The following is a 12,940-nucleotide window of genomic DNA, read 5'->3' as shown; positions in this document are numbered from 1 at the left end:
CCGACGCGAATTTTCATCGCGTCACGCCGCTGGCTCGCTGCGCTCCGCCGCCCGTTACCTCGTCGGCCCGCCGGCAAGCTGGCGCGTGTGGGTTCTCAGATTGATGCGATCGGAGGTGAGCTCGGCGAGCGTCTTGAGCGTTGCCCGCTGCTCGTCATTGATCTGTCGTGGCTTGTTGTCGATGACGCAAAGCGATCCCAGCGCGTAACCTTCATAGTCCTTGATCGGAGCGCCGGCATAAAAACGAATCTCCGGCGTTCCGGTCACGAGCGGATTGCCGCGAAAACGATCGTCGGCAGCCGCATCTTCCACGACAAAAACGCCATTCTGCACGATCGTATGGTTGCAGAAGGCCCATAGGCGCGGCGTCTGGCGTTCGGCCAAGCCGACCTGCGCTTTGAACCACTGCCGGTCGTGCGTCAGCAGACTCATCAGGCAAACCGGCGTTTGCAAAACATTTGCCGCCACCTGGACGATCTTGTCGAAGGCCGGCTCTAAAGGTGTATCGACCAGGCCCGTTCGGTTCAGCGCTTTGAGCCGCTCGTTTTCGTCGGGAGGAACCGGATATCCGCGCATGCTTTCCAATAGCGCAGGTACTCGATTCGATGCACCGGGCTCACCTTGCGCCAGGATCGTCTCGACGATCGCGCGAAGTTCTTCGCCGCCAGACTGCGGCGACGCCACCGATACCTGCTCACCGGGACGCATTTGCGCCACGACCTGCCCAGCGGTCATGTCGCCAAGAACGAGCACATGCGTATGCCCGAGCAACGGATCGATAAAAAGATGCGTGAGCATTGCGAGCTGTTCGAGGTTCGTATCTCCCACTTCAATCACTACGACCGCCGGCATGGTTCGGCCGATGATGGTCAGGGATGAGAGCGGATCGCTGTCGTCGATCGCGATCACCTCGCCCAGCGCCGATAGTGCTTCGCAAATTCGCGCATTGTTGAGCTTGCCCGCCTGAACCAGCATCACCGGTCTGCGCTTCGGCTCGGAAGGCGCCAGCCGTTCGCGCAGCGCGATCACTTCGCTGCGACGCACGCGCCGGTGTCCGCCGGGTGTCTTCCACGACTCCAGTGCGTATTGCTCGATCCAGACTTGCGCAGTGCGCGTCGACACTCCCAGCAAGGATGCGGCTTCTCGGGAGGTGATGATTGGATCGTCCATGGTGCGGGAAAAAGTGGATTGGGCATGGACACACGCTAGGACAACGATTGCGCGGTCATTCCTACATCTTACCCGTTCGCGCAATCCCTATTCAGTAGAAATGCCAAAATTGGCAAATTTGGAAAAATTGCTAAAGTATCCAGCCTTCCACTCGTTAACCTTCCATGTACGCGTTCGCTGATTTTTTCGGGACCCGGAAAACACTGATCCGCTCAACCACAAAAATAGAGGTGTTCAATGAGATCGAAATCCTGGACCGTGCGCGGTCGGCTAGCAGCTTCGTATGGCATGTTGATGATGCTTCTCGTGGTGGTCGCGGGACTCGCGCTCATTGAACTCAGCGAGGCGAATCATCGGCTGAAAACGTATATCGATGGTGTGAGCGAGCGCGCCGACCTCGCCATGCGCGTGCGAACCGCCGTGGACCGGCGCGCGATCGCAGCGCGCAATCTCGTGATCGTCACCTCGGCCGACGACATGGCCGCAGAGAAGGCGGCGGTCCTCGCCGCGCACGACGATGTCCAGTCGAACCTGAGAAAGCTCAACGACTCGATTGCCAGATCCGACGACCCCAACGCTAAAACGCTGATCGACGCCATTGCATCGGTCGAGCGCGATTACGGGCCCGTTGCACTGGACATCGTCAAGGACGCGCTCGAAGGCCGCCAGGATCAGGCGCGCGTGAAGATCACGTCGAAATGCCGCCCGCTTCTCGCCGCACTCGTGAAGTCGACCGATGATTTCGCGCTCTACACGCGAGAACAAGCGGACAAGCTGGAAATACGGGCTGACACCGCATATGCGACGCAGCGCGCAATTCTTGTCGGGCTTTGCGCCCTGGCGGTGGCGCTTGCGCTCGCGGCCGGCGTGCTCATCACGCGCAGCCTTACCCGCGCGCTCGGCGCCGAGCCGGACATGTTACGCGCCGAGGCCGAACGGGTGGCACGCGGCGAACTCACACCCTCCGACGCGTCGCTTGACGCGCACGAAGGCAGCGTGATGGCGTCGATGGCGAACATGCGCGCGAGCCTGATCCGGCTGATTGGCGAAGTGCGCGGAGCGGCGCAGAACATCGCGAATGGCTCGACGGAAATTGCCGCGGGCAACATCGACTTGTCCTCCCGTACGGAGCAACAAGCCGCGTCCTTGCAGCAAACCGCCTCGAGCATGGACGAACTGACCTCGACCGTGCGCAGCAATGCAGAGAACGCCGTGCTCGCGAGCACGCTTGCAGCGGACGCATCAAATGTCGCGACACGCGGCAACGAAGTCGTCGGCCGTCTCGTGAACAGCATGGCGGCGATCAGCGACAACTCAGGCAGGATTGCGGAGATCACCGGCATTATCGAAGGCATCGCGTTCCAGACCAATATCCTCGCGCTCAACGCCGCCGTGGAAGCGGCGCGCGCCGGCGAACAGGGGCGCGGTTTCGCGGTCGTCGCGTCTGAAGTACGCAGCCTCGCCCAGCGTTCATCCAGTGCGGCCAAGGAGATCAAGGGGCTCATCTCGACGTCGGTTGACAACGTCCGCCAAGGCTCGCAATTTGCGGACGAAGCAGGCGTCACCATTTCAGAAGTGACAGAGGCCGTCTCGCGCGTCACCACCATCCTTGGTGAAATCTCCTCTGCCTCGGGCGACCAGAGCCGTGGCATCGAGCAGGTCAACCTCGCAATCACGCAAATGGACCAGGTAACGCAACAGAACGCCGCGCTGGTGGAAGAGGCAGCGGCCGCTTCGCAATCGCTCGAAACCCAGGGCAGACGGCTAATCGAAAGTGTGTCGCAATTCCGGCTTGCCACTGCGCCGGGTGGACACATGGCAGGTTGAGATCCAGATGACCGAGTCTTCGGAACCCGAGTATGAGAACGACCGGCTGACTGAACGAATTCAGCCGGTCTTCTCGACACACGTGCAGAGCCACTCTACGACTGCTTGACCCGCATTCCGGCAGTCTCAACGCTGATCCGGTTCTGGCTCCGGGCTGCCGACATCGGGCACATCTGAAGGCGATGGTCCGGGGTTCGGAGCGTCTGGCGGCGTTTCGGGAATGGTTGAGTCCAGGGTTGCGAAATCCATGATATCTCCGGCTGAGTAATTTAAAGCGAATTGCAGGTCGCCCCATGCGAGGGGTGCATTGAACGACTACAGCGTGCTTCCGGGAAGCGCATTCAAGCGTATTTGTTCCATTGGCTCGGCCAAGATTTCTTTCATGACCGGTGTTGCCTGCGTGAGTGTGGGCGCCTTCATATGCGCCTGTAATGCAGCTTCGCTTTCCCATGCCTCGTAGGTGATGAAGCGCGTCGGCTGCTCAAGGTCATTGAGCAGCGTGTACGCGAGGCAACCCGGCTCCGCCTGGAACTTGGGCAACGCGTCAAGCAGCAAGCCCTTCAACTGATCTTCCTTACCGGCACTCGCCTTCATGACGGCGATGACATTCAAGACCTCAGCCATAGTTTCTCCTTGAATGTGCTACTAGCTGGCGGTTTCATCGTCCGATGGCGTTGCCTTGTTTTCATCTTCCTTCAGATGCGGCTTCTTCCCTGGCTGTGGAGCATGAACGGCTTCAGGAGCAATCTCCTCGCCGTGATGCTTTTTCTCTTGCTGTACTTTCTTGTCGTGTGCAACGTTACGTGGATCAGTCATGGAAACCTTTAATGGAGGGTTGATGGGAGCGGGCTGAAACCGGCGGGAGCCGAACGTGCACGAATGCAGTTGCGGCGCGGGTGACAGCTTTTTTCGCCACCTATCAGGCCATCCGCAAGGCGCATGCCTCCATGACTCGCAGGGAGGAGCCGTCGGGTCCGCCGATGATTTTTGTCGCACAAACAGCAGGCAAGATTTTCGCGGATAGTCAGGCACGGCCATGCCACAAAACGAGGCGCCTCAAAGCGACACCGAACGCAGGATATCCAATGCCATCGACGGCAATCTGGAAAGGCCTCGGAATTCGCCAGGCGCGAAGATGGGAAACGGAAATGCTGGAAGCGGCGACCAACCCTGATGCCGTACCGGACGCAGTAGAACAACGAAAGACAGACGATGCGTAATCGTCAGGCACGAAAGGAACACGTAAGCCCGGTCAAACAGTTCTCACCTAACGTCTTGCACGGATAAATATGTCGTGTGCTAAGGTTAGTAAAAACCCTAGCACTGAAATTTAGACAGGACGCGCCATGCAAACACGTTCCAATTTGCTTGAACAGCCATCGACGACATTTCGCACCGCACACTCCCGCATTGAAGCGATGCTGGAACAACTGCAGCCTACCAATGAAGCGGAGCGCGAAGCGTTTCAGATGGCTCGAGCGCTAGCCGAGGCCGGAGATGCCGAAGCCGCTGAACTTGAAATGAGTGAAGTGCTTGCGCGTCGCCGTTATCGCGTGGGCGGCCCGCTTAATACTTCACGTTAAAACATTGCCTCAAGCTGCGTAACGGGCTTTCACCAGACTCGCGGCTTGCGCGAATCCGGGGCCGTCGTCTCGCTCGCTACCCTCATCAAACTTCTTCAGTCTGGCGCATGCGCGGCAGCATGCGGTCGAATTCACGCTTGACGATGCCGTAGCATTCGCACGCACGCGCTTCAAGACCGGCCCGATCGAGCACTTTGATGCAACCGCGGCTGTGGTGAATCAGCCCCGCGTCATGGAGCTTCCCCGCTGCTTCCGTCACACCTTCCCGGCGCACGCCCAGCATGTCGGCAATCATCTGCTGTGTGACCTGCAGGTTATTCGTCGGCGTACGATCGATCTCGATCAACAACCAACGGCACAACTGCTTGGAAAGCGAGTGATGACGGTTGCATGCGGCCGTCTGCGCCACTTGCGTCAACAGCGCTTGCATATACAGCAGCATGAGGCGGCGCAGAAAATCGGAACGGTTGAAGTGCTCACGCAAGGCGCTTGCGCTCATCCGGTACGCGAACCCGCTGCACTGGACCTGAACGCGCGTGGGCATGGTGTCGCCGCCCGTCAGCACTGGAACACCTGTCATGCCTTCGCGTCCGATCGCGGCGATCTCGGCCGAACCGCCGTCTTCCATCGTGTGAAGCAGCGAGATGATGGCCGTCGTCGGGAAATACACGAAGTGAATCCGCTGTCCCGAATCACACAGCAACTGGTCCGTACGCAATTGAACGAGCTCCAGGTGGGGCGTGAGCGCTTGCCATTCGTGCGCCGGAAGCGCGCCCAACAGATGATTGCCGTGCAGGTCGGATTGAAGCGTCAACATGATGGTCTTCTCTTATATTTTTGCGCTGTGCGCCGTACTTTTTATTCCAGCCTGCCTTGAGTTCAGTGGATGCATCTGGTGGCATCCATCGTGAACATCAAAGCGGCCAGCCCCGTAAGCAGTTCTCGTGATTGTCGTATTGCCTGTTTGTCGTTCCGGCTTTTACGACACCAGCGAGTGCTGCACCTCACTATTAGCGAGGACCGTGCCAAGAGGGGCGAAACCCAATGCCAGCAAGGGGGCAGGCTGGATATGCCGCACCGCACACAGGACCCGAGAAGATTTATGTTTCACTTCTGAACATTGGGACGGAAGTATGCGCGGAACCTTCCGACGAATGTCATCAGCGGGTTTTGTCTGCCGAATGCCTTGCCAGTAGCGCCTTGCGGACTTAAATGCCTGCTGAAACACGTTGAAATTAAGGGGGATAAACCCCTACAGACAGGCCATTCGTCGGGCGAATCAAAAATGATGCAGAACTGTTTCATCGAGCTGAGTTGGATCGCCCGAGAGACGCCCGATGTATCGCCGAGCCCCGCTGGTGTGGCGAAAGCCCAGTGTGGGCGGGGTCCGCTTCAACTTGCATGCGAATTCGGAGGCGAACTGAAAATGTTGCGTTCTTGTTTTAATGCTTCGAAAGCGAACGTGTTCTGGCGAACATCGTGGCGATAGTGGCAGAACGACTGAGTCCGTGACCCGGCAATGCCCTTGACGGGCCAAACGTTTGCGAAGAAATCTCAGCGCGACCACGACTCGACAATATCTACGCGAGCCGCAACGCGAGAGATTCCCCGGGTTTCGTCCCGGCGTGCGCGCCGCAATGCCATCCCCGATAATGACCCGTCCATGTAGCGAACAAAAAGGAAGCCAACCCATGTCAACACTCGGCGACTACGAGCCGGCCATCGATACCGATTCTCTTTTGCTGAAGTGGACTCGCCGCGCGCGCGAGTCGCAGATGAGTCACTACGACATGGCCAACCTGCTCGGCAGACGCAATCGTGGGCTGGGCGTTTCGGTGATCGCGCTCACTGCCCTGATCGGGACCGGCGCGTTCTTGTCGATGATCGCCACAGGCGTATCGCCTTTGGTGAGGATCGTGATCGGTCTGGTCAGTGTATTGGCATCGGTGATGGCGTCGCTGCAGACGTTCCTGCGCTATGCCGAGCGAGCCGAGCAGCATCGCGCGGCAGGCGCCCGTTATGGCGCCATCAGGCGAAGGCTCGAGTCCATTTATGCGCGGTCGCCGGACACGCGCGCGGCACACGATTTCGTCGAGATTCGCGAGGAACTGGACCGCCTGGCGCAGGAGGTCCCGAACGTGCCGACAGACGTCTTCATCAAGACGCAGCAGGACATGTCGGCAGGCGAGCGCAGCGGCTCGAAATGAATCGTCAATCGGCCACAGTGCCCATCAACGCGCGCACGTGCACGGTCGTGCCGGCAGCCAGGGCTTCAAGGCTATAACCGCCTTCCAGGATCGAAACGATGCGCCCTTCGCACGCGGTATCGGCGATACGCACCAACTCCGTAGTGATCCATTCGAAATCGCTGTCCTCGAGGTTCAGACCCGCAAGCGGATCGAGCCGATGTGCATCAAAACCCGCCGAAATGATGATGAGCTGAGGATCGAACTCGCGTATCGCCGGCAGCATGCCGGATTCAATTCGCGTGCGAAACAGCGCGGAATCGCAGCCGCGCGGCAACGGCACGTTGACGATGTTGTGATCCACGCCTGTTTCGGATGCCGCGCCCGTTCCCGGATATAAAGGCGACTGGTGACTCGACGCGTAGAACAATTCCGGGTGGTTGAAGAATGCAGCTTGCGTGCCGTTGCCATGATGGACGTCGAAATCGACGACCGCGACGCGTTCAAGCCTGAACGTTTCCAGGGCGTAGGCAGCGGCAATCGCGGCCTGGTTGAAGATGCAGAAGCCCATCGCTCTCGATGGTTCGGCATGGTGACCGCACGGCCGCGTCGCGCAGAATGCGTTGCGGGCGTCCCCGTTCATCACGGCATCGACGCCCGCACACGCCGCGCCGACGCAACGCATCACAGCCTCCCACGACCCCGGCGACATTACGGTATCGCCGCCATCGAGCGGCACGTAGCCGTGGCTCGGCGCCATTTCGGCAACGTCGTCCACAAATTCTGGATCGTGGATCAATTGGACCTGTTCGATCGTGCCAAGCGGCGCGTCGCGCCATTCGAGCGATGCAAACTCAGGCGATCGCAACGCGTTCAGCACTATTTTCAGACGTTCCGGTGACTCTGGATGATGCGGTCCGGGACGATGTTCGAGGCAGGCGGGATGGGAGAGAATGATCGTGCTGTGCATTGCAATGAACGCCTCAAGTTTTGCTGCAACTCAAACCAGCAAGCTTAAGGCCGTCCAGGCGTACACGATAATCAGACATTGTTTAACGAATCATAGGTCTTTGCTTATGCATGACCTGAAGCGTCAATATTTTGCTGTTTCAACGGGTTGGGTCGCGGGCGCGACGCTTGAACCGCTCGCGGCAAATGGGGTAGCCGCCAGAGCCGAGGCCGAAGGCGAACCGCCCGCGTCCACGAGTTTCGGTCCACCGCCGCGATAACTCGCGACCCAGACGACCGCAGCGACCGCAAGGCCAATCAGTATGGGCACGATCACCACGCCGCGGGTCTTGTGTCTCATCGGAATCTCCGGCGCACAGATGCGAAACCTACGCGCCAAAATAGTTGATCACCAGCCGCCGGACGCCCCACTGCGACTCCGAGACCCTGATTTCACTGATACGTCTTGCACGGACGTCGCTCAAGAGCCGGTCCATCCCCTCGACCGAATCGCAATGATACGCGTGCGTCGCGACATGAACCCTGCCGCCCGTTCCCCTTGCGAGGTCGGCGCGGATCTGAACGAGCTGGGACATGACCGATTGCACACCTGTCACAAAGATATACGGTTCGTCCGTGTGACCAAGCGAAGCTTTTCGTGCCGATTCGTTTTCTCGATAAAGCGTCACGCCGCAGGCCGGGAATCCTGCGCCGGCACGGTGCTGACGTCCGCGCGCAAGCCGTGCGCGGTCAACAGGCGGTAAAGCGTGACTCGCGAGATGCCGAGTTCCTGCGCGGCGTCGCTGAGACGTCCGCGATGACGCAACAATGCAAGCTCGATAGCTTGCCGTTCCGCCGATTCGCGCGCCTGCGCAAGCGACACCGGTGCGACTTCAACGTAATCGGCGAGCTCGAGATCGCTGGCGCCGATTTGCTGCCCTTCGGACATCACGATTGCCCGCCGGATCCGGTTGATCAGCTCGCGCACGTTGCCGGGCCAGCCGTAGTTGTGAATTGCAGCGATGGCATCGGGCGCAAAGCCGCGCAGTTTCCGGCTCGCTTCCTTCTTGAAGCGGTCGAGCATGTGCTTCGCCAGCAATTCGATGTCCTTGCCGCGTGCGCGCAACGGCGGTTCGTCGAGTTGCAGGACGCATAAACGGTGATACAGGTCGGCGCGAAAGCGCCCTTCGATCATCGCGGTTTGCATGTCCACGTGCGTGGCCGAAATGATGCGCACGTCCACGGGTGTCGACCCGTGTCCGCCAAGCCGTTCGACCTTGCGCTCCTGCAGGAAACGCAGCAGGCTCGCCTGGCTTTCGAGCGGCAGGTCGCCGATTTCATCGAGAAACAGCGTGCCGCCGTTCGCCGCTTCCACTCTTCCGATCTTGCGTTGATTCGCGCCGGTAAACGCGCCGCGCTCGTACCCGAACAGTTCCGATTGCAGCAGATGCGCGGGAATGGCGCCACAGTTGATAGCGACGAACGGCTCATCTCGCCGGGTCGAGCGTTCGTGAATGGCGACTGCGGTCAGTTCCTTGCCCGTGCCCGATTCGCCCGAAATGAACACGGGCGCATCGGTCATCGCGACCTTGCGGATCGAGCGGAACAACGTAAGCATGGCCTCGCAGGATCCGACCATCTCGCCTTCGGGATGGCCGTCGCGTACGTCATTCGATGTATTCACCTGCAACGCCACCATACCGAGCGCGTGGCCGACGGCATCGACTATGCGGTCATCCGAGGTGGGCAGCGTGATGTAGTCGAAGCAATAATCGCGAATCAGGCCGCGCACGGTCGCGTCTTCCAGGTCTTCACGATGGCCGAGTGCAACCCAGCCTGTCATCGAACTTGCCAGAAGTTCGTGAAGGTAACGCAGGTCCGCCGGAAATTCGAGCGACGAAAAGTCGAGAATCCCCGCCGACGGCTGCCTGGGCCCCGCTTTAGGTACCGAACCCGGTTCGAGCACCTCGACTTTCCACGCACGTTCCTTCAGGCGCGCCCGCAAGGGCGGATGCAGCGTGCGTCCTACGTAGTAAAGCGGCCTTTTTTCCCCGTGCATGGTTTTCTCTCATTGCTTTATTTGTATGACGTAGTATGCACGCTGTAAGCGGGTCCGAGTATCCGGGGCAAACGTTAAACCGGTTTTGATTCTTTAGATCAATTTAGAAACTTGATATAAACAGTTGAGGCATGATTTGCCGTTGCAGGCCCATGAATCAGCGGGGATAGGAAAAATGTGCAGAAATGGCCGGTAGCATGACCGGCCATCCCTTAAGTTAAATTGTCGCCTGATTAATTAAGGCGCTTGAGCTGGCCGTCATCGGCATACCAGTCGACCGTGACGCCGCTCGTGTTGACCGTCACCGCACGCGGCTCACTGAACTGATCGAACGATTCGATCCCGGTCTCCCGCCCTACCCCGCTGTTCTTGAAACCGCCCCAAGGCGAAGCCGGGTCCAGCCGGTGATGATCGTTGATCCAGACCATCCCGAACACCAGTTTGCTCGCCACGCGGTGGGCTCGCGCCACGTCGAGCGTCCACACGGACGCCGCAAGACCGAACTGAGTGTCGTTGGCAATGCGCAGCGCATCCGCTTCGTCCTTGAAGGGCATGATCACCGTGACTGGACCGAACACTTCGCCCTGGCCGAGTTCCCATTTCGGATCGACATCGTAGAACGCGGTGGGTTGCAGGTAGAAACCTTCGCTGAGATGCGCGGGAATGCCGCCGCCCGCAAGCAGCTTCGCGCCGTCGGCAATGCCGCGTTCCAGCATGCCGAGAATGCGCGCACGCGAGCGTCCGGAGATGACCGGCCCCAGTTGCGTGTTGAGATCGGCGGGATCGCCCACGCGGATCGCCTCGACCTTCGCGCGGAATTTCTCCAGGAACTTTTCGTAGATGGTTTCCTGCACCAGCAGGCGCGCGCCGCACACGCAGGTCTGCCCCGCTCCGATAAACGCCGCGAACGCCGCACCGTTCACCGCGCGATCGATGTCCATGTCATCGAACAGGATCACCGCGCCCTTGCCGCCGAGTTCGAGCGTCGTCAGCGCAAAGGTCTGCGCGGCCGCTTCGCCAATCGAGCGACCGACCTCCGTGCCGCCCGTGAACACGACCTTTGCAATCAGCGGATGGCGCGCGAGCGCGGCGCCTGCTTCCTTACCCTCGCCGTTGATCACGTTCACGACGCCGTCCGGAACACCCGCCTGCTGCAATAAAGCAACGAGGCGAACGGTGGTGAGCGGTGTCTGCTCCGACGCCTTGATCACGACGCTGTTGCCGGTCGCAAGCGCAGGCGCCAGGCTCTTCGACAGGATCATCAGCGGATGATTGAACGATGTCATCAACGCACACACGCCGAGCGGCACGCGCTGCGTATAGCAAAGATACGGCCCTTCGATAGGAATCACATCGCTGCGGCGCGTGAGTGCAAGCGCGGCGAAGTATCGGTAAAACTGCGGCAAACGCGATATCTGCGCACGCGTTTCGACGATCGGCCGGCCGTTGTTGAGCGTCTCCAGCTTGTAGAAGTTTTCGAGGTCGGCTTCGAACAGATCGGCAAACCGGTTCATCACGCGCGCACGTTGCTGGAACGGCATGTCGCGCCATACGCCGCTTTCAAACGCGTTGTGTGCGCACTGCACCGCGCGGTCCACATCCTCGGCAGATGCCTTCGACAGCGTGCCGATCGCCGCGCCATCGGCCGGATTGATGATGTCCATGGTCTCGCCCGAGGCGGCATCGACGAACTTCCCGTCTATGAACAACTGCGCGCTCAGGAACTGCTTGTTCACTGCATCCATCTTGCTTTCTCCGTTTACTTGAGCGGGGACACCCGCGTATCGGCGCCGACATCGAGACGCGCGGGGGCGTCCGTCGGCTGAATATCTTCCAGGCGCTGGCCGGTCGGTTCCACACCGAGCCATGCCACCACCACGATCTGAATGGCCAGCAAGCCGATCATCAATGCGAGCACGCCGACTACGCCGTAATGCCCGAAGAGCGCCACAACAATAAACGGCGTGACGATGGTCGCACCCCGGCCAAGCGTATTGCATATGCCCGACGCCCGCAGGCGCACTTCAGTCGGGAACAGTTCGGGCACGTAGATCGCGAACAGCAGGGCGACCAGCACATATATGGGGATCACGAGCAGCAGGCCGACGACCGGCAGCATGACCGGGTTGCTCACGAACGGATAAATCGCGCCGAAGATGATCGCGAGGAAAGACGCGCCGATGATGGTGGGCTTGCGGCCCCACCTGTCGGCGGTCAATGCGCCGATGCCCGAACCGATGGGCGCACCGATCGACATCACGAGCGCATAGCCGAACGACTTCGCAATGCTGAAACCCTGATGAACGAAAAACGTGGGCAGCCAGGTAACGAAGCCATACAGCAAGGTGTTGATCACCACCAGCGTCACGCATCCGACGATCATGCGCGGCAACATCGCCCCGGTGAAAAGCGAGCCCAGCGCACGCGAGGGCGCAACGGAAGGCTTCGGCGATGGCGCGGGCAACGTGCCGCCATGTTCGGCCTTCACTTCCGTTTCGATCTTCGAAAGAATTGCTTCGGCATCCTGATGGCGCCCCACCGACTCCAGCCAACGCGGGGACTCCGGCAGCGATTTACGCGCGTACCACACGCCGATTGCGCCGATCCCGCCGAGCACGAACATCGCACGCCAGCCCATGGCGGGGATCAGAAACAGGCCGATCAATCCCGCCACCGGCAAGCCCGAGACCACGAACACGGCCATCAGCCCCTGCATCTTGCCGCGCGACGCGGGCGGCGCGAACTCGGTCAGCGTCGAATAACCGACGACGTTTTCCGCGCCGAGCCCCAGGCCCATCACGAAGCGAAAAGCGATCAGCACCATCATGTTCGGCGCGAGCGCAGCGCCCAGTGAGGCGATGCCGAATACCATCAGGTTGGTCTGGTACGTGAAGCGCCGGCCGAATCTATCGCCGAGAAAACCCGTCGCCAGCGAGCCCAGCATCATGCCGAAGAACGTGAGCGACACGAACAGCGCGTTTTGGCCGAGCGTGGAAAAACCGCTTTGCAGCGTGGCGCCGAGGACGGTCGAGGCCACGTAGATATCGAAGCCGTCGAAGAACATGCCGATCCCGATCAGCCACATGATGCGCTTGTGAAAGCCCGATACCGGCAGCCGGTCCAGGCGTGCGCCTGCATTCACATTCATTTCCGTCTCCTGCAAACCA

The 12,940-nt window shown here is 60.0% G+C and carries 14 protein-coding genes; 4 read left to right on the top strand and 10 right to left on the bottom strand.

Annotated features, from left to right (window positions below):
• Positions 1–54: 54 nt before the first annotated feature.
• Positions 55–1,170, bottom strand: a complete 1,116-nt coding sequence (locus AX768_RS33910) for a GAF domain-containing protein (protein WP_062002936.1) — start codon at positions 1,168–1,170, stop codon at positions 55–57.
• A gap of 237 nt (positions 1,171–1,407) precedes the next feature.
• Here AX768_RS33910 and AX768_RS25800 point away from each other — a divergent pair, with 237 nt between their 5' ends.
• Entirely contained in the window at positions 1,408–2,997 is a 1,590-nt protein-coding gene (locus tag AX768_RS25800; protein ID WP_062002935.1) for a methyl-accepting chemotaxis protein, read from the top strand.
• 315 nt (positions 2,998–3,312) lie between these two features.
• On the opposite strand, the gene AX768_RS25795 is transcribed toward AX768_RS25800, so the two are convergent.
• Both AX768_RS25795 and AX768_RS32990 read right to left on the bottom strand, forming a co-directional pair.
• Positions 3,313–3,621: a putative quinol monooxygenase gene (locus AX768_RS25795; RefSeq protein ID WP_062002934.1), complete on the bottom strand. Its 309-nt coding sequence runs from the start codon at positions 3,619–3,621 to the stop codon at positions 3,313–3,315.
• 21 nt (positions 3,622–3,642) lie between these two features.
• On the bottom strand, positions 3,643–3,813 hold the full coding sequence (locus AX768_RS32990) for a hypothetical protein (protein ID WP_086382831.1): 171 nt from the start codon (positions 3,811–3,813) through the stop codon (positions 3,643–3,645).
• Between the two features lie 269 nt (positions 3,814–4,082).
• Here AX768_RS32990 and AX768_RS34155 point away from each other — a divergent pair, with 269 nt between their 5' ends.
• On the top strand, positions 4,083–4,217 hold the full coding sequence (locus AX768_RS34155) for a hypothetical protein (RefSeq protein WP_257722390.1): 135 nt from the start codon (positions 4,083–4,085) through the stop codon (positions 4,215–4,217).
• A 126-nt stretch (positions 4,218–4,343) separates the two neighbouring features.
• Positions 4,344–4,580, top strand: coding sequence for a hypothetical protein (locus AX768_RS25785; protein ID WP_062002932.1), 237 nt, complete (start codon positions 4,344–4,346; stop codon positions 4,578–4,580).
• 85 nt (positions 4,581–4,665) lie between these two features.
• On the opposite strand, the gene AX768_RS25780 is transcribed toward AX768_RS25785, so the two are convergent.
• Complete coding sequence (locus tag AX768_RS25780; protein ID WP_062002931.1) at positions 4,666–5,397, bottom strand: Crp/Fnr family transcriptional regulator; 732 nt, start codon at positions 5,395–5,397, stop codon at positions 4,666–4,668.
• 874 nt (positions 5,398–6,271) lie between these two features.
• Here AX768_RS25780 and AX768_RS25775 point away from each other — a divergent pair.
• Entirely contained in the window at positions 6,272–6,787 is a 516-nt protein-coding gene (locus AX768_RS25775) for an SLATT domain-containing protein (protein ID WP_062002930.1), read from the top strand.
• Positions 6,788–6,791: 4 nt separating this feature from the next.
• Here the strand turns inward: AX768_RS25775 and AX768_RS25770 are convergent, their stop codons facing one another.
• The 6 genes from AX768_RS25770 to AX768_RS25745 form a co-directional block, all read right to left on the bottom strand.
• Entirely contained in the window at positions 6,792–7,736 is a 945-nt protein-coding gene (locus tag AX768_RS25770; RefSeq protein WP_062002929.1) for a histone deacetylase family protein, read from the bottom strand.
• A gap of 123 nt (positions 7,737–7,859) precedes the next feature.
• Positions 7,860–8,075: a hypothetical protein gene (locus tag AX768_RS25765; RefSeq protein WP_062002928.1), complete on the bottom strand. Its 216-nt coding sequence runs from the start codon at positions 8,073–8,075 to the stop codon at positions 7,860–7,862.
• A gap of 28 nt (positions 8,076–8,103) precedes the next feature.
• Positions 8,104–8,310: a hypothetical protein gene (locus tag AX768_RS25760; RefSeq protein WP_144022237.1), complete on the bottom strand. Its 207-nt coding sequence runs from the start codon at positions 8,308–8,310 to the stop codon at positions 8,104–8,106.
• A gap of 89 nt (positions 8,311–8,399) precedes the next feature.
• Complete coding sequence (locus AX768_RS25755; RefSeq protein ID WP_062002926.1) at positions 8,400–9,773, bottom strand: sigma-54 dependent transcriptional regulator; 1,374 nt, start codon at positions 9,771–9,773, stop codon at positions 8,400–8,402.
• A 233-nt stretch (positions 9,774–10,006) separates the two neighbouring features.
• Positions 10,007–11,518 carry an aldehyde dehydrogenase gene (locus AX768_RS25750; RefSeq protein ID WP_062002925.1) on the bottom strand — a complete coding sequence of 504 codons (1,512 nt, stop codon included), beginning with the start codon at positions 11,516–11,518 and terminating at the stop codon, positions 10,007–10,009.
• Positions 11,519–11,532: 14 nt separating this feature from the next.
• Complete coding sequence (locus tag AX768_RS25745) at positions 11,533–12,921, bottom strand: MFS transporter (RefSeq protein WP_062002924.1); 1,389 nt, start codon at positions 12,919–12,921, stop codon at positions 11,533–11,535.
• Positions 12,922–12,940: the final 19 nt, after the last annotated feature.

The sequence above is a fragment of the Burkholderia sp. PAMC 28687 genome (assembly GCF_001577465.1).
Lineage (GTDB): Bacteria > Pseudomonadota > Gammaproteobacteria > Burkholderiales > Burkholderiaceae > Caballeronia.
This window is presented reverse-complemented; position numbering and strand designations above follow the sequence as displayed.

Bases quoted from the DNA above. Each gene is read 5' to 3' on its own strand.
- AX768_RS33910 (WP_062002936.1), bottom strand. From the start codon at position 1,170: ATGGACGATCCAATCATCACCTCCCGAGAAGCCGCATCCTTGCTGGGA.
- AX768_RS25800 (WP_062002935.1), top strand. From the start codon at position 1,408: ATGAGATCGAAATCCTGGACCGTGCGCGGTCGGCTAGCAGCTTCGTAT.
- AX768_RS25795 (WP_062002934.1), bottom strand. From the start codon at position 3,621: ATGGCTGAGGTCTTGAATGTCATCGCCGTCATGAAGGCGAGTGCCGGT.
- AX768_RS32990 (WP_086382831.1), bottom strand. From the start codon at position 3,813: ATGACTGATCCACGTAACGTTGCACACGACAAGAAAGTACAGCAAGAG.
- AX768_RS34155 (WP_257722390.1), top strand. From the start codon at position 4,083: ATGCCATCGACGGCAATCTGGAAAGGCCTCGGAATTCGCCAGGCGCGA.
- AX768_RS25785 (WP_062002932.1), top strand. From the start codon at position 4,344: ATGCAAACACGTTCCAATTTGCTTGAACAGCCATCGACGACATTTCGC.
- AX768_RS25780 (WP_062002931.1), bottom strand. From the start codon at position 5,397: ATGTTGACGCTTCAATCCGACCTGCACGGCAATCATCTGTTGGGCGCG.
- AX768_RS25775 (WP_062002930.1), top strand. From the start codon at position 6,272: ATGTCAACACTCGGCGACTACGAGCCGGCCATCGATACCGATTCTCTT.
- AX768_RS25770 (WP_062002929.1), bottom strand. From the start codon at position 7,736: ATGCACAGCACGATCATTCTCTCCCATCCCGCCTGCCTCGAACATCGT.
- AX768_RS25765 (WP_062002928.1), bottom strand. From the start codon at position 8,075: ATGAGACACAAGACCCGCGGCGTGGTGATCGTGCCCATACTGATTGGC.
- AX768_RS25760 (WP_144022237.1), bottom strand. From the start codon at position 8,310: ATGTCCCAGCTCGTTCAGATCCGCGCCGACCTCGCAAGGGGAACGGGC.
- AX768_RS25755 (WP_062002926.1), bottom strand. From the start codon at position 9,773: ATGCACGGGGAAAAAAGGCCGCTTTACTACGTAGGACGCACGCTGCAT.
- AX768_RS25750 (WP_062002925.1), bottom strand. From the start codon at position 11,518: ATGGATGCAGTGAACAAGCAGTTCCTGAGCGCGCAGTTGTTCATAGAC.
- AX768_RS25745 (WP_062002924.1), bottom strand. From the start codon at position 12,921: ATGAATGTGAATGCAGGCGCACGCCTGGACCGGCTGCCGGTATCGGGC.